The organism is Metabacillus rhizosphaerae (assembly GCF_037201795.1).
GTDB classification, from domain to species: domain Bacteria; phylum Bacillota; class Bacilli; order Bacillales; family Bacillaceae; genus Metabacillus; species Metabacillus rhizosphaerae.
In genome coordinates, this window is the sequence record NZ_CP147403.1 from 198,233 (window position 1) to 215,326 (window position 17,094).

Genomic DNA, 17,094 nt, shown 5'->3' on the forward strand with positions numbered 1-17,094 from the left:
GAATGGTTCGTTCAGCAACAAATACGGGGAATCGTCTTATTATGTATTCCCCTTCTTTTTTGAAAATAATTGGTTTTATTGTCGTTATACTTATCTTTTTCATCCCAATTGTTAGGCTACTATTTTTAAGCTTCACATCTGAAGGCGGCTTGAGCTTAGAACACTATTATGAGGTTTTACATAGTCCTGTGACATGGAGAACACTCTTTAATACCCTTATAATCGTTACCGGATCTACGATTCTTTCAGTTGTACTAGGTTTGCTAACAGCCTGGTTGGTCGCTTATACAAATATCCAAAATAAAAAGCTATTGCAGGCTTTTATTTTTTTACCCTTTGTCATTCCATCCTACATAACAACATTAGCATGGACGCAATTTATGGGGGTCAATGGACCAGTAGCTTTACTACTAAATAGCCTTCCTGGCAACTTAGAACCTATGAATTTATATAGTCTTACAGGAATAATTCTAGTAATGGGATTTTCTCATTACCCTTTAGTGTATTTACTAACAATTAGTGTACTCAGAAAAATCCCAAGAGAACTTGAGATGGCAGCTAAAGTTTCTGGTGGTTCGAGATTCACTTCATTTCGAAAAGTCACGATGCCACTAGCACTTCCAGGGATTGCAAGTGGTGGGTTATTAGCCTTTCTTGCAAGCCTTGATAACTTTGGAATCCCCGCTTTTTTAGGAATTCCCGCTAATATCCGTGTTCTAAGCACCTATATTTATGAACAAATCATTGGATTCGGCCCATCAGCTTTTGCAAAAGGAGCTACACTTTCTGTTATTTTAGGGATTTTCGCGATCATCGGAACGCTTATTCAATGGCTGCTGCTTAGACGTTCAAAGCAATTTGAAACATCCAGAGAAGACCATGAACCTCGCATCATTCTATCTACGAAAAAAAGAGTAATAATTGAAAGTGGGTTATGGTTTTTCTTAATTTCAACAAGTCTTGTCCCTCTTTTATCTATGACTTCTACATCATTAATAAAAGCATACGGATTAGACTTTTCATTACAAAATATTAGTTTTAAACATTATGAATTTATTCTATTTTCTAGCACCAAATCACAAGAAGCTATTCAAAACAGCCTAAAACTTGCGTCAATTATCACACTAGTAGGCTTATTCATTGGTACATTTATTGCCTATTTACGTGTTAGACAGCCTTCCTTTTTCAATAAAACGATAGAAGGTATGATTAGTATTCCATATGCACTTCCTGGGACTGTTTTGGCATTAGCTATGATCTTCACATGGTTAGAACCTTTACCTGGCTGGAATCCTGGTCTATATGGGTCAATTTGGATTATGTATATCGCTTATTTCACAAGGTTTCTCATTCTGCAAATTAGAGGAAGTGTAACATCTCTTTTACAGATCGATGTATCAATGGAAGATGCAGCAAGGACAAGTGGAGCTTCTTCTTATATTAAGTGGAGGAAGATTCTAATTCCACTCATATTACCAGGTGTATTAAGTGGGGCATTTCTTGTATTTCTGACTGCCTTAACTGAACTTACTGTATCGTCCCTATTATGGTCTAGTGGTTCAGAAACAATTGGCCTCGTGATTTTTAATTTTGAACAGGCCGGATACACAACACATTCAACCGCCTTTTCGACGATTATTTTATTACTTATCCTCGTAGGATTTTTAGCTATTTTCCTCATTCAAAAGCTTTGGGAAAGAAAGGTGTTTCATAATGGCAACAGAGATTAAAAATATAACTAAGTTTTTCGGGAAAACACAAGCATTAAAAACAATAAATTTATCGATTAAAGATGGTGAATTTATCGCAATACTCGGACCCTCTGGATGTGGAAAAACAACATTACTTAAACTTTTGGCAGGATTTGATTCACCAACTGATGGGATTATTATGATTGATCATCAAAATGTAAGTGAGAAAAACAATTCAACACCTCCAGAGAAACGTAATATTGGTATGGTATTCCAGTCATTTGCATTATGGCCGCATATGACCGTGAAGGATCATATAAAATTCCCTTTGCTTCACCATCAATTTTTAGCAAACGATCTAAAAAACAACATTGAAAAGAGAATTGATGAGGTATTAAACACTGTTGAGCTACAAACTTATGCAAATAGAATGCCACATGAATTATCGGGTGGTCAAAAACAGCGGGTTGCATTAGCAAGAGCAATTGCTCCAAAACCAGCCCTGCTTCTAATGGATGAGCCTTTAAGCAGTTTAGATGCAGAATTAAGAATGGAAATGAGAAGAGAAATCCAAAGTCTCCATAGAATGACTGGAGCCACAATTGTTTATGTGACACATGATCAAGAAGAAGCCCTTGCGATGGCAAATCGAATTGTTGTCATGAACAATGGACAAATTCAACAAGTAGGCACTCCAAGAGAAATTTACCGTCATCCGAACACTGAATTTGTAGCCAAATTTGTAGGTAAGGCAAATCTTATTCATGGAAAATGGTTGAATGAGGTTACATTCAAGCCCAATTCAATAACGATCCAATCAAATTGGATGAATATTGAAGTCTCAGCAGATTTAAGAGCTAAAAATCTTTGTCCAATTAGGCCAGAGCAATTTTCTTTATCCTATACAGGCGAAGGCATTGAAGGGGAAATTATCAATGTCCAATTTCAAGGAAAGGAAATCCATTATACTGTAAATATCGGTACTGACCTCATCGCCATTCATGAGGATTCTCAAAATAAACCTTTTTATATTGGTGATAAGGTATACATTAATTTGAACCAGAGAAAAAACGCACCCTCCCTAGTCACTATATAACGAAGACATGCGCTTGTAGATCCTGTGAAAACTAGACAGATCTACAAGCTTTTTTGTCCCATAAAAACCAATAGAGATCGATCCCTGAACATCTATTTTTTACTTTTAATCTAATATTCTCATAATTCACTTGAATTTTTTCCTGCTAATGACAATAATATGACTATTAGAGTATTTCGAGGATCGAAACAACTATTTACTACGAGGGAGAAGAATATACTATGTCAACTGCTTCTATTTCAAAGCAACCTGCACCCTATCAAAAAGATACAGGAACTGTCTATAATATATTATTCATTATTGGCCTCTGTCATCTTTTAAACGATAGCATCCAATCGGTTATTCCTGCGATGTTCCCAATTTTAGAAAAATCAATGGGCCTTACCTTTACCCAGCTTGGTCTGATCGGATTTGCGCTAAATATGGTATCCTCTGTCATGCAACCAGTTGTAGGACTGTATACTGATAAACGTCCAATGCCATACGCTCTTCCGATCGGATTAACATGCAGTATGCTCGGTGTTTTAGGATTGGCATTTGCACCATCCTTTTTAACAATCCTGCTTTCCGTTGTATTTATTGGTTTAGGGTCAGCGGTTTTTCACCCAGAGGGTTCGCGAGTGGCCTATATGGCTGCAGGCAAACGGCGCGGCTTGGCACAATCCATTTACCAGGTTGGGGGTAACAGTGGTCAGGCACTCGCCCCAATTATTACGGCACTAATTCTTGTACCACTTGGTCAATTTGGTGCGATCTGGTTTACGATTGTAGCAGCACTTGCAGTTGCTTTTTTGATTTATATCGCAAACTGGTATTCTAGCAAATTAAATGATATAAAACCTACTACTAAATCAAAACCAAAAGCCCAAGTGAAAAATCAATCATTTTCTAAAGCGATTAGGAATGCACTATTAATCATTATTTTACTTATTTTTGCTCGTTCTTGGTATGTAAGTGCTATATCAAACTTTTATACATTTTATGCAATCGAAAAATATGACTTAACAATTGCCGGATCACAAGTTTATATTTTTTGCTTTTTATTAATGGGTGCCGTCGGAACATTTTTTGGTGGACCATTAGCTGATAAATTCGGGAAACTAAACGTCATTATTGTTTCCTTACTTGCAACAGCACCACTCACTTTATTATTACCATTTGTCGGTTCTACTTTATCTCTTATTGTCTTAGCACTTATTGGATTAATTTTAATGTCAAGCTTTTCGGTAACAGTTGTTTACGCTCAAGAACTTGTTCCTGGAAAAATTGGTACAATGTCAGGACTAACAGTAGGGCTAGCCTTCGGTATGGGAGCAATTGGCTCGGTTGCGTTAGGCGCTATGATTGATTTTATCGGCTTAACACCTACTATGATTGGTGTCGCACTATTACCTTTAATTGGAATTCTAGCGTTTTTATTACCCACAGATAGAAAATTATATGAGTGGCAACAAGAGAAATAATAGAATAATAGGAAAAAATTTCCGGAAAATTTAATCTATTTGTAACCTACACAACCCCCTTTCTATGTTATAACTATTAAGACGAGAAAGGGGTTGCTTTATGCGAGCTTTAAAGCGAACGCTTGCCACACTTGGTATCCTTCTATTATCTTTACCTATTTCTTATGTGGCAAACGCAGAATCTACTAAAGACACTTTACATAGTGCTGAAGAACAGCTAGAGCAGAATCAACAAACCATTCTTCAAAAGGAAAAAGAACAGCAAGCTGTTCATGAAGAAGTTAAAAGCATTCAAGAAAATGTACAAGCTTTAGAAAGTGAAATTTCACAAAATCAACAAAGCTTGGCACAAGTGGAAGGTAAAATTAAAGAAATTCAACAAATCATCCAACAAAAAAAAGAAGAGATTGTTCTCTTACAAGACAAGGTGTATGCGCGTGAAGGAATTATGGAAAAGCGTCTAGTCGCTCTCCAACACCACGACCATACAACAATTGTGATTGAAACACTTATCAACTCTGAAAATATCGGAAATTTCTTTGAACGTATTGGCGCAGTTACTACACTATTAAATGCCGATAAAAAAATATTAGCTGAACAAGAAGCTGACTTAAAGCAAATTGAGGAAGATAAACAAGAAATCGATAAACAAGAACAACTCCTTATTAGTCAGCAAGCAGACCTTGAAACCCAAAAGGCAAACCTTGAAGAAAATCGTGTGAAAAGAAATCAAGCACTAGTTGCGATGCAGGATAAATATACAAAGCTAGCATCTGAAATTAGTCTTGCCGAACAGAAAAAAAATAATATCCAATCACAAATAAAAACGATTCAATCTCAGATTGAAAAAGAGGAAGCTGCTGCAAAAGCAAGAGCAATTGAGCTTGCTAAAGCTAAAAAGGCGAAAGAAGAAGTTGCTGCTGTAGAAGTAGCTGTTGCACCTCCTCCTTCAACTAAAAATAAATCTAATTCTAATTCTACATCTACTTCTAACAAAAGTGAAACACCTAAGACAAATAATAAAGAAATGTACGTTACTGCAACAGCCTATAGCCACGAGGATACCAAAAGCGATCTAACCTATTTAGGTTATAATATTAAAAAGAATCCTAACATGAAGCTTATTGCTGTTGACCCTGGTGTAATTCCACTTGGATCAAAAGTTTGGGTAGAAGGTTATGGCACTGCTATTGCTGGTGATACTGGTGGTGCAATTATTGGCCATAAAATCGATGTATTAATGCCTTCAAGCGCACACGCAAAGCAATGGGGACGTAAAACAGTAAAAATTATTATCTTAGATTAAATTCACAGATTTTCAAATAAAGAATATATGTAACGAAAGGATAGATAAACCAGATTACATCTGGCTTATCTATCCTTTTGTTGTTTAGGAACAAAAGCGCAAGCGCCTTGAACAGCCTCAGGCAAATAAGATGATTTAGAATAGAAGGCGTTCTTTGCCTTCAATTCTAAATTAGCTAGACCCTAGAGGGGCTAGGCGCTGGAGCTGGATGTCGTGCGTTTATCCACAGTTCAAGAATTTTATAATTTTTTTAAAACGATAAAAAACAAGTTCGCAATTTTTCACCTAGGAATAGTTTTTGCCCATATACGTTATCTTAAGAGTATCCATTTAAAAGGAGATGATAACATGGATAGAAGAAACCTACATTCTGAGGTAACTCCTCACCCTGATGGAAAAAAGGAATCGATTATCAATGATTCACTAGCTACAGCTGGTTCACAAATGGGAATAAAACTTGATGCTGATCCAGAGCTAACTCAAGAAAAGAACCCGTTTGATCATCAATTTAAACCAAATCCAGATATGGCTCCATTTAAAAAGCTAATGAGCGGTAAAAAAGTGGAAGAATAAAGCGAGGTGATGACTGAATGTCAGATTGGAATGAACAAGCTGCACCTAATAACAATTTACCAGCTAAAAGTATTCGCTCCTCAAAGATGCTATTAAGTAGGCAGAATACTTTTAAAAGTAGATCATTAAAAAGTTCTACTGAAGACAAAAGATAAAATCTACAAAAGGCTGATTCATTATGATCATCAGCCTCTATCATTTTGTTTAAACTGGTAAAACAATATCAATTACGGTTCCTTTCCCAACTTCACTTGAAATACTCATCTTACCTTTGTGATTTTCGATAATATTGAAACTAATCATAAGCCCCAACCCTGTTCCATTTTCCTTCGTTGAATAAAATTGTTTACCCAATCGCTCAAGTTCTTCCTCTGGAATCCCATTCCCTTGGTCAATAAAAGAGATGTGAACATCATTATTTAACCTCTTAACCTTTATGTACATTTTTCCTTCTATTTGCATTGCTTCAATTCCATTTTTCAAAATATTAATAAACACTTGCTTTAATTTATTCTCTTCACAGCTAATATTTAACTGTTGCACTTCATCATCGATCTCAGTTATGATCTCAATGTTGTATAAGATTGCCTGTGTATTAACAATTGTTACGACAGTCTTTATTAACGATAAAAGATGACTGGGTTGAAAAACCATCTCCTTAGGCTTGGACAAAAGCAGTAATTCTCCTACAATTAAATTAATTCGATTAATTTCTGACAGCATGATATTATTGTATATCTCTCTATTTTCCTTTGTACCTATAGAAAGCTGTAAAAAACCTTTTAAGCTTGTTAAGGGATTTCGAATTTCGTGAGCAATACCTGCAGCAAGCTCCCCAAGAACTGAAAGCTGTTCAGAATGCTGGAGCTTCTTCTCACTTTCAATATATTCACTAATATCCTTTATTACATAGCATATTCTTCCATCCAGTTCATTAGTGCGGTCACCGCTAAGGAGTTCTATATCGAGTACTCTGCCATTCATGCAATTTATTTTCCCTTTTATACTTAACTGAGCATGTTGAAAATCTTGGACATGTAAAGATTTATGTCCTCTTTCTCGAAACGTTATAAACTCATTAACAGCTCTTCCAATTAATTCATTTTTATTTTTTGCACCAATCATTAATACTGTAGCTGTATTTAAATCTAGAAGTTTCTCATTGTCTGTTATTATGACAGGCAATGGGATATCATCTATGATCACTTTCTGCGCGGTCTTAGACCTTTGTCTATTTATATCAAGAATAAGAACCAATTGTATAACCATGATAATGACAATCAAGATTGCAATAGAAATTCGGATTTGAAGTAATAAACCTACTATACCTATCAATCCAGTCAAGCAAGTTGAAAAAATCAGAAACTTATTTTGATCCTGAAGCAATTTTCCTAATAGCATAAAGTACCTCCTAGGTTCGTCTAATTAAGAACATGACTTACTATATAAAATATGCGATCTTTGCTTGCTTCGAGATGGGATCGAAGGCTTGGTCCTCCTCTCTAGACGATTAATTATTTTTAATAAAAAAGGCCTAACCTCTGATTAATGTCAGAGGCTAGGCCATATGTGACTTTCATCATTTTAAAAATGACTTATTCACATTATTTACCTATTATGTATAATAAAGCCCATTAAGGATTTATCTTCTTTAAGATTCCAATCAATAAAAATATCAACAACACTTTGTTTAAACATTTCATCAAATCTACCCTCACGATGAAAATACTTCTTTTCAAGTTCATCCTTTGCCAATCTTAGTTCTTCATCAAATCCTTTCGCAATGAGAGCCTTTTCGATTGGAACTAAGATTCCTTTTCTCTCTACTAGTAGAATCTGTCTAGATATAGGATAAAGAATGATTCGATCAGGTATCTTTTGAACAAGGGCACTGAGTCTAGAAATCTCGGCTTCAAACACATTAGTGTCTAGCTGGATGTGTTCATTTTCTTGATTTATTGGATTATTTAAGACGAACATTAAGATCCCTGAATTATTCGGGATATTCCAATCGTGGTAGAAATCGCAAACTTCTGATTGAATCGTTACTTGAATGACACCCTTTAATTCTTCTAATACAGACTTAATAATAGCAATTCTAATTAGATCTATCATATCATTTTTACCTTGGCTTAATAAAACTTCTTCCATCGGCGACAGAAATCCACGGATATAGATCACTAAATGATTTTGGTTTACTGTAGCCTGACACGATTGAGGTCCTCTTCCGAACTTTTGCCTTAGCAATTTGCTCGTGTACCCGCTAATATAACTTAATTGGTCCTGAATTTGCATAGAAACACTTCTTTCAAATACGGGAACTGAAAATAATTAATGCCTATAAAACATTAACCTTGTTTATGGTATCACAGGAACTTATTTACAGTAAAGTGATATATGTCCCTATTTTACGTCAATTTATGCCGTTTCCCTTTTTATAGTAAGTGTTTCTATAACTTAGTTTTTTTATAATGTTTTTAAAGAAAATTTTTTCATCCAAAAACAATCACCTTTGAACTATCATTACTAGTCTTGATGATATAGCATTTGTCATTTCACATAAAAAATGATTGTACCGCGATCATGTTCATAGTCCATTATGGTAAAGATATCTTCAATAGAAGCATTTAAACATGTTTCAAACAAGCGTTTGTTTTTTCTATAAGTCTTTTTAACCTCATTACTCCAATCAATCAGTAAATCAACGTACCCTTTCGTATAGAGGACATGTTCAATTCGCGACTTAAAACCGGAGTATTCTATATAATAGATTGAAGGTGTGGCATTCACAATATTTATTTGATCTGGCAGCTTATGTACCTCTGAACATATTTTTTGAATTTCACTATACATTTGATCACATTTTAGAGTAAATTTGTTTAAATTAAGTGTCGAATCTTTTTCTAATAACAAGATTCCAGTATTATTATAAAAATCCCAATCATGCTGTATTGAAGTAAAAACAATCCCCAATACTTTCTTTATTTCATCCTTTATCTCGTCAAAAATTGATTCGAAAACTACTGAACGTGTTTTATAAGCTAAGTGAAGTTCATTCTTTTCAAATAAAACCTCTTCAGCTGGTGTAATAAAATGCTTCATATAAATAAACATTTTATCGTTTGTGAGCGATGTAAAGCAGGTTGCTGGTCCCTTACCGAAATTTCTTTTTAAAACCTTACTAATATAACTGTTTAAATATGTGATATCTTCATGATTGTTCCTCGTTTTTATCATATATCCAATTCCCCCAATCCTATCAACCAGAATACAGGACACAATTCTAAGTGCATTTTAGCCTTTAGATAGCTTCCTAAGAAAGCAAAAATGGCCTAACCTCAAAAGATGAAGTTAGGCCACGGATAGACTTATTTTAATTCTTCCATTTACCAATGTATTATTTGATTTATATAGTTACATAGATATTGAATGTCCTATTATTGTATAAATAGATTGATTAGCAAAAATTAATGACTGCTAGACATTAATCGACATTATTTTATCACATTTCACTATTGAAAACAAATGTCAGTTTTGTTAATGGGAGCTATCAATTAGGGCATTTAAGAATGTGTAATCCAAACCTAACATTTTAATAATACCCTTTTAAAAAAACACGAAACTTAAATTTATGAGTGACTTTTAATTAATTGAAAAATTTCTTCCTTTGTTGGCAAAGCAGAGATGGCTCCCTTACCAGTGGTCGTTAAAGCACCACTCGCATTAGCATATGAAAGAATATCCTGATTTTCTTCCTGTAAGATTGTACTTAATCGAAACACAGTTGCATTTTTCTCTAATAATTTATATAAAAAGCCTCCGATAAATGCATCACCTGCTCCTGTTGTATCTTGTACAGAAACACGATAGCCAGATGAACAATAGCGTTCTCCATTGACATAAAGATCTGCACCTTCAGAGCCTCTAGTAAAAATAACTCCTTTTACATCTCCCACAAATAATGATTGAATGGCTTCTGTTTCATCATTCAATCCCGTAATAAACGCTAACTCTTCATCTGAAATTTTTACAATATGTGCCTCAGGAATAAACTGAAGAATCGTTTTACGACAATCTTCTGGATCCTCCCATAATGGTAATCGGACATTTGGATCAAAGCTAATGATTGCACCTTTATCTTTGGCGGAACGAATAGCCTTTATGTGAGCTTGCTTCATAGGGCTTTCTACTAAATCAACCGAACAAAAGTGAAGAATATCTCCAGCATCAAACCAGTTCGCGTCAATCTCATCCTCATTTAAGAGTAAGTCTGCAGAAGGCTTTCGATAAAAGGAAAAGTCCCTTTCCCCATCCTCTTTCAATGATACAAAAGCTAATGCAGTGTTTGCTTCGTTTGTTCTGAGTACATGTTCAGTACTTACACCAACATTGTTTAATGTCTCTACTAAAAAATCACCAAAGCCATCGATACCAAGCTTTGTAATCATAGAAGCTTTTCCCCCAGCCTTTGCCACTGCTGCTGCAACATTGGCAGGTGCTCCACCTGGTGCTCGTTCAAACGAAACCACATCTTTTAACGCCTTACCTTTTTGTGCCGGAATAAAATCTATTAACACTTCTCCAATCGAAAATAACTTTGCCATTACCATTCACCTCTCCTTTATAAATCCCATTTTTCAGCAATGAAGTTGCACTACCCCCATCAGCCTCAACAAGTGACATCCCGTTAATAAACAAGTCTTGTACTGTTAATAGGTTGTTGATCCCCAATCAGTAACCACCAGCAACAATCATACCAATGATATTTGTCTTTTTCTCTTTTAAACTACGTACAAATGTATTTAGGAGATAACTGGTCTCTTTAATTACTCGCTCAAGTTTTCATCTTGTAGCTACGCCAACAGATCAAACCGTTCAAGTTCCTTGAAACTGTACTTTTCGCCACTCCTGCAGGCTTCTAGATCTCTCAAATTGTCATTTCTTTTACAACTTCACTTTTATATGCTTGTTATCAAGTATACACGAAATAGATTTTAGAATAACAGATGTTCGTGTCCTTTTTTAAATATAGATTCATGAAAATAAAGACGCAAGGTAACAAAACCAAGCGTCTTAACTTCAACTTTATATCATTTTAGTCTTTTTACACTGGAACAGCTACAAAAAACTCATTATAAAGTGCTTGTACAGCACGTTTTTCCTGAGGCTCTTTAACTCCAAACATCATACTTACCTCTGAAGAGCCTTGATTGATCATTTCTATGTTTACTCCTGCGTCTGCAAGTGCTTTGGAAGCTCGGGCTGTTGTACCCACATTGTGGCGCATTCCTTCTCCAACGACCATAATAAGTGCTAAGTTATGCTCAATAATGACTTCATCTGCTTGTAATTCTGTCATAATCCGTTCAATTATTGATTCTTCAATCCTGTTATCCATTTGATTTTGTCTTAAAATAACAGTTATGTCATCAATTCCAGAAGGTACATGCTCATACGTCAAACCATTATCCTCTAAAATTTGTAGGAGTTTTCGACCAAAGCCGATTTCTCTATTCATTAAGTATTTGCTTACATAAATACTGCAAAAGCCTTCGTCACTAGCAATTCCAATGACAGGACCGTTCGAATTTGCGCGTTCATTTACAATTAGTGTTCCTTTTGCAGATGGATTATTTGTATTCTTTACATTCACTGGGATTCCGGCACGGAATGCTGGAATAAGGGCTTCATCATGAAAGACTGAAAAACCAGCGTAGGAAAGCTCTCGCATTTCGCGATATGTTAGCTCACTGATTTCCTTTGGATTCTGCACAATCGTAGGATTTACTGAGTAAACAGCGTCTACATCTGTAAAATTTTCATATAAATCAGCTTTAATTCCATTAGCAAGAATTGAACCCGTAATATCAGATCCGCTCCGTGAGAAAGTTAAAACTTCTCCACTTTTACTGTAGCCAAAAAATCCTGGAAAGACGATAATTCCTGATCGGTCACGTAGCTTATATAAATTCTCATAGGATTCAGGTAAGACTTGTGCGTTACCTGGTTCATCAGATACTAACAAACCAGCTTCCTTTGGACTAACATACTGTGCGTCTACACCGCTATGCTGAAAATAAGCAGCAATGAGCTTTGCGTTATTATCCTCACCACTTGCCTTTACTGCATCTAAATAGCTTTCTGGTTTGCTTTTATCACCATTAAGTAAATTCTTTAAATCACTTGAAATCGTCTCAACAACTTCTAAAGAAATCCCTAATTCCTTAGCAATACTTGCATATCTATCAATGATGACTTCAAAAACTTCCCCAGCCTCTTCATTTGCTAAGTACTTCTCCGCACATTCTATTAATAAATCTGTAACTTTAATATCATCTGAATAACGTTTCCCTGGAGCAGAGACAACGACTACCTTTCTTTCCGGGTCTGATACTACGATTTGTAAAACCTTTTTAAGTTGTTCTCCAGATGCTAAAGAAGAACCCCCAAACTTTACGACCTTCATTTCCACAACTCCTACTATTTAAAATTTTCAGTCAAATTTTAGTTTTTATTATCTCTTGTTTTCACTAAATAATCAAGGGTTTTCTTCCAGAGAAACACATTTGTATTTTTATAAAGGACATTAGAACAGCGCAAGCGCCTTGATCAGACTAAGGCAGGCATAAGAGGCTCAGGAATAGAAGACGTTCTTTGTCTTCAATTCCTGAGTGGCTGTAGACCTAAGAGGGTCTAGGCGCTGGAGCTAGACACCAAAACTGAGTAAGAAAAGTTATAAATTCTGATATTAGAACAAATTGGAGACTAACCTCTCTAGTCTCCTTTTTCCTCTTTTAAGTATGTGCTATCTCCTTATAATAATAAGTAAAAATTCGAATTAGAAAAGCGCAAGCGCCTTGTTCAGCCTCAGGCAAATAAGGCGATTTGGAATAGAAGGTGTTCTTTGCATTCAATTCCAAATTGACTTATGACCTCGAGGGGCTAGGCGCTCGAGCTAGACACCAAAACTAAGTACAAAATTTTATACTTTCTTATCTTTTTATAAAACCTTACTCAAAAAGGCTTTTGTTCTTTCTTGTTGCGGTTGATCAAATAACTGTTGTGGTTGATTTTCCTCTACAATATAACCACCATCCATAAAAATAACACGATCCCCCACTTCTTTTGCAAAACCCATTTCATGCGTGACGACCACCATTGTCATTCCCTCTCTAGCAAGCTGCTTCATAACCTCTAATACCTCACCGACCATTTCTGGGTCTAAAGCTGATGTTGGCTCATCAAATAACATGATTTTTGGTTCCATTGCCAAAGCTCTCGCGATGGCTACCCGTTGTTTTTGTCCGCCTGATAATGAATTTGGATAGGCATAGGCCTTTTCCTCTAATCCTACCTTACGAAGCAGTGATAAGCCATTTTCCTTCGCTTGCTCTGCATTCAGTTTCTTCACTTTAATCGGGGCTAAAATAATATTTTCAAGAACAGTCTTATGTGGAAATAGATTAAATTGTTGAAAGACCATTCCAACATCCTCACGAATCTTATTTATATTTGTTTGTTTATCCGTAAGGTCGATTCCATTGATGATAACTTGACCACCTGTAATCGATTCAAGTAAATTAAGACAACGTAAAAACGTTGATTTTCCAGATCCAGAGGGTCCAATAACAACAACAACCTCTTGAGGTTTAATTTCTACATTGATATCCTTTAGGACTTCATTTGCTCCAAATGACTTTTTCAATCGTTTTACGGTTATCATTCAGTCTTCAGCCTTCTTTCAAGTAAATTAAGCAGGAAGCTTAGTGATAGAGTTAGTACTAAATAGATCAGTGCAACCGTAATATATGGCTCCCATACACGGTAATATTGACTTGACATTGCTCGTCCCCAATACATGATTTCTGGTGCTGCAACAACAGATATCAAAGATGAGTCTTTTATTAGAACGATAAACTCATTCCCAAATGGAGGAATCATACGTTTAATCGCTTGAGGTAAGATAACATGTGTCATTGCTTGAACATGATTCATCCCCAGTGAACGCGCTGCTTCCATCTGCCCGCGATCAATCGATTGAATTCCACCTCTAAAAATTTCAGCAATATAAGCTGCTGCGTTTAATGAAAGCGCGATAATCCCTGCAGCTATTCCATTTGTTTCACCAGTAAATAATGGCACCACACCAAAGTGGACAATTAAAATTTGAACAAATAATGGTGTTCCTCGAAAGAAAATAATGTACCATTTAAAAGGAAGCGCTAGCAATTTGTTATTCAGCATTTTACCAAGACCAATCCCAAGTCCAAGAACCATGCCTATGATAATCCCTGCAAGAGATAAACCTATCGTTAATAATGTCCCTTTAAGTAAAAACGGAGCATATTCAATAATAATATCAAAGCGAAAGTCCATTTAATCTCCTCCTCATACGAAAAGCGAAAGCACCTTGAATCAGCTCTGAAAAAATAAAACACTCATCAATTGAAGATGTCTTTACCATCAATTCATGAGTGGCTTATGACCCGGGTGAGCTAGGCGCTGGAGCTAAACACAAGAAATAATTTTCAAAAATCATCAATTCCTTACTTTAAGGAAAAAAATTGCGTAGCACCTTATTAAGGATGGTACGCAATTTATATTATCCTTTATTGCTGTGCCTTTAAGTTTTCAACATCTGGATCAGAACCAAACCATTCATTGTATATTTCTGTATATTTTCCATTATCTAATACTTGATTAATAGCCTCATCGAATTCTGCTTTCAATTTGCTTCCTTTAGGAAACATTAATCCGTAGTATTCTGCATCAAAACTATCTTCATCTTCAACAACAATTAATTTTTTGTCAGGATTATTTTTAACATATTCTTCAACTACAGTATTATCTGCAACCACTGCATCTGCTCCACCACTATTAAGCTCCATTATTGCTAGATTATTATTTTCAAATTTTTTAACTTTAGGATTATTCTCTCCTACAATACTATCAACAGCTTCTTGACCAGTTGTTCCTGTTTGAACAGCAATTACTTTGTCCTTTAAATCGGCCGCAGTCTTAATATCACTACCTTCAGGCACTAGAATTTTGTTTGTTGATAAGAAATATGGTACAGAAAAGTCATATGTTTGCTTACGGTCATCATTTATTGTTATTGCAGATAAACCTATATCTGCTATCTCATCTTTTACCTCTACGAATAATGGATCCCAACCTACATTTACTACTTCGACTTCATAACCAGCTTCTTTTGCAACAGCTTGAATAAAATCAATATCAAAGCCTACGACTTCTCCCTTATCTTGGTATTCAAATGGTGCATAATTTGCTTCTGTTGCAACTCTTAGTACCTTTTTCTCTTCTTTAGAATCGCTTCCCTCTCCACCTGAAGTCTCCTGACTTGTTCCACAAGCAGATAAAATCATCATAAATGCAAGTACCAATACAAATGTAAACAATCCTTTTTTCAAACTAATTTCCCCCTTTGTTATTATTGTAATTTAATAATTCAGAAAACTATAATTGCTATGTACCCTTACTCTGATTCATAGTAAACAACTTTTCATTTATTACATTTGTTATCATGTGTCATGATATAACATATGCTTGTATGAAGTATATCAGTATATGTATTTAAATACAATATAATGTATAAAAATCTTTTATTAGAATAGGGTTTATTTTCAATCTATTATTTAAAAACTTCAACTTTCCCTCTAATTTTAAGAATTTGTAGAAAACTGTCAATCTATTTGTGAGTAAACCTGACGCTAATTTTTATCAAATAATAAAAAACCAATGTTATAAAATCACTAATATTTATGCACGTTAAAGATGTATATTCCATAGTTTACTAGGAGCTAGATGACAAAGCGCTTATTCACAGTACTAGATTTTTATAGTTTCCTGCTTCATTCAAAAAGGCTGCTGGCTAAAATGCCAACAACCTCTTTTGCGTTATCTCCACAGCAAATTTACTGCTAGATATCCGATAATCCCTGTTTATTTTGTCTTATAATACGTAAGTGCCAGTGCAAACGCAAGTACTGTACCTTTTACAATATCCATTGCATAATATGGTACTGACATCATAACTAAGCCATTTTGAAGAATCCCAATTAACACTGCTCCAATAAATGTACCAAACGCATTTGGTTTTCCCGCCCCTAATACTGAGAAACCAATAAATGCTGCAGCAACTGAGTCCATTAAGTATGGAGAACCAGCATTAATTTCTGCTGTCATAACACGAGAAGCTAGAACGATTCCACCAATTGATGCAAAAAGAGCAGATAATAGATATGCAGCTATCTTATACTTATTAACTGGAATACCTGATAATCTTGCCGCTTCGATATTTCCACCAATCACATACATATATCTCCCATGCTTTGTAAAGTTCAGAAAAATGTGTACAACTACCACAACAATGACCATGATCAAAATAATCCAAGGAACCTGACCAATTTTTTCAAATATTGGGCTAATGATGCCTGTTGAAAATGTACCATCAGGCATTACCATATTTTGCGAAACAGTTGCACCCTTTGTGTATGTGAGTGCAATTCCTTGTACAATAAACATTGTCGCTAATGTAATTAGCATATCAGGAACCTTGAGTTTCACAATAATAAATGAATTTAACACTCCCACAAGTAATGATGCGACAATTGCGGAAAATATCGCAATAAACGTATTTTGAGAAAACCACACAAACATTGAAATAACAATTGCATTTGATAATGAAGCCACTGATCCAACTGACAAATCAAAACCATTTACTGATAACGAGATCGTAATTCCAATTGCGATAATCGTTACAATAGAAATAGAACGTAATATATTAATAAGATTATTGCCTTGAATAAACGTTGGATTAGATATAGCGAAAACGATAATAAGAATGAAAATTGTTAAAATCGTCCCATATTTATATAAAAATTGAAAAAGATCAAATGTCCTTTTTGAAGGATTACTCGCTTGTACAGGATTTGATTGATTCAT

Annotated in this window: 15 protein-coding genes; 6 read left to right on the forward strand and 9 right to left on the reverse strand. The window is 35.1% G+C overall.

Annotated features, from left to right (window positions below; all coding sequences use genetic code 11):
* The first annotated feature begins 2 nt into the window (after positions 1 to 2).
* From WCV66_RS01055 to WCV66_RS01080, 6 genes are all read left to right on the forward strand, one after another.
* Positions 3 to 1,730, forward strand: a complete 1,728-nt coding sequence (locus WCV66_RS01055; RefSeq protein WP_338787669.1) for an iron ABC transporter permease — start codon at positions 3 to 5, stop codon at positions 1,728 to 1,730.
* Complete coding sequence (locus tag WCV66_RS01060; protein WP_338787670.1) at positions 1,714 to 2,787, forward strand: ABC transporter ATP-binding protein; 1,074 nt, start codon at positions 1,714 to 1,716, stop codon at positions 2,785 to 2,787. Before WCV66_RS01055 ends, WCV66_RS01060 begins: the two co-directional genes overlap by 17 nt.
* Positions 2,788 to 3,008: 221 nt before the next feature.
* A complete protein-coding gene (locus WCV66_RS01065) occupies positions 3,009 to 4,250 on the forward strand; it encodes an MFS transporter (RefSeq protein ID WP_338787671.1) in 1,242 nt (413 codons plus the stop codon).
* Between the two features lie 100 nt (positions 4,251 to 4,350).
* Positions 4,351 to 5,556 carry a 3D domain-containing protein gene (locus tag WCV66_RS01070; protein ID WP_338787672.1) on the forward strand — a complete coding sequence of 402 codons (1,206 nt, stop codon included), beginning with the start codon at positions 4,351 to 4,353 and terminating at the stop codon, positions 5,554 to 5,556.
* Positions 5,557 to 5,904: 348 nt separating this feature from the next.
* Positions 5,905 to 6,129: a hypothetical protein gene (locus tag WCV66_RS01075; RefSeq protein WP_338787673.1), complete on the forward strand. Its 225-nt coding sequence runs from the start codon at positions 5,905 to 5,907 to the stop codon at positions 6,127 to 6,129.
* Between the two features lie 17 nt (positions 6,130 to 6,146).
* Complete coding sequence (locus tag WCV66_RS01080; RefSeq protein ID WP_338787675.1) at positions 6,147 to 6,284, forward strand: hypothetical protein; 138 nt, start codon at positions 6,147 to 6,149, stop codon at positions 6,282 to 6,284.
* A 49-nt stretch (positions 6,285 to 6,333) separates the two neighbouring features.
* Here the strand turns inward: WCV66_RS01080 and WCV66_RS01085 are convergent, their stop codons facing one another.
* The 9 genes from WCV66_RS01085 to WCV66_RS01130 form a co-directional block, all read right to left on the reverse strand.
* Positions 6,334 to 7,530 carry an ATP-binding protein gene (locus WCV66_RS01085; RefSeq protein WP_338787676.1) on the reverse strand — a complete coding sequence of 399 codons (1,197 nt, stop codon included), beginning with the start codon at positions 7,528 to 7,530 and terminating at the stop codon, positions 6,334 to 6,336.
* Positions 7,531 to 7,737: 207 nt separating this feature from the next.
* Entirely contained in the window at positions 7,738 to 8,424 is a 687-nt protein-coding gene (locus WCV66_RS01090; RefSeq protein WP_066328075.1) for a Na-translocating system protein MpsC family protein, read from the reverse strand.
* A 255-nt stretch (positions 8,425 to 8,679) separates the two neighbouring features.
* Positions 8,680 to 9,366, reverse strand: coding sequence for a Na-translocating system protein MpsC family protein (locus WCV66_RS01095; protein ID WP_338787677.1), 687 nt, complete (start codon positions 9,364 to 9,366; stop codon positions 8,680 to 8,682).
* Between the two features lie 392 nt (positions 9,367 to 9,758).
* Positions 9,759 to 10,733 carry a carbohydrate kinase gene (locus tag WCV66_RS01100; protein ID WP_338787678.1) on the reverse strand — a complete coding sequence of 325 codons (975 nt, stop codon included), beginning with the start codon at positions 10,731 to 10,733 and terminating at the stop codon, positions 9,759 to 9,761.
* A 500-nt stretch (positions 10,734 to 11,233) separates the two neighbouring features.
* Entirely contained in the window at positions 11,234 to 12,595 is a 1,362-nt protein-coding gene (locus WCV66_RS01110) for an aspartate kinase (RefSeq protein ID WP_338787679.1), read from the reverse strand.
* Between the two features lie 534 nt (positions 12,596 to 13,129).
* The gene (locus tag WCV66_RS01115; protein ID WP_338787680.1) at positions 13,130 to 13,852 is read right to left on the reverse strand and encodes an amino acid ABC transporter ATP-binding protein; all 723 of its coding nucleotides are present in this window, start codon (positions 13,850 to 13,852) and stop codon (positions 13,130 to 13,132) included.
* Positions 13,849 to 14,505, reverse strand: a complete 657-nt coding sequence (locus tag WCV66_RS01120) for an amino acid ABC transporter permease (RefSeq protein WP_066328057.1) — start codon at positions 14,503 to 14,505, stop codon at positions 13,849 to 13,851. Before WCV66_RS01120 ends, WCV66_RS01115 begins: the two co-directional genes overlap by 4 nt.
* A 233-nt stretch (positions 14,506 to 14,738) precedes the next feature.
* Complete coding sequence (locus WCV66_RS01125) at positions 14,739 to 15,560, reverse strand: basic amino acid ABC transporter substrate-binding protein (RefSeq protein WP_066328051.1); 822 nt, start codon at positions 15,558 to 15,560, stop codon at positions 14,739 to 14,741.
* 532 nt (positions 15,561 to 16,092) lie between these two features.
* Positions 16,093 to 17,094, reverse strand: coding sequence for an ABC transporter permease (locus WCV66_RS01130; RefSeq protein WP_338787681.1), 1,002 nt, complete (start codon positions 17,092 to 17,094; stop codon positions 16,093 to 16,095).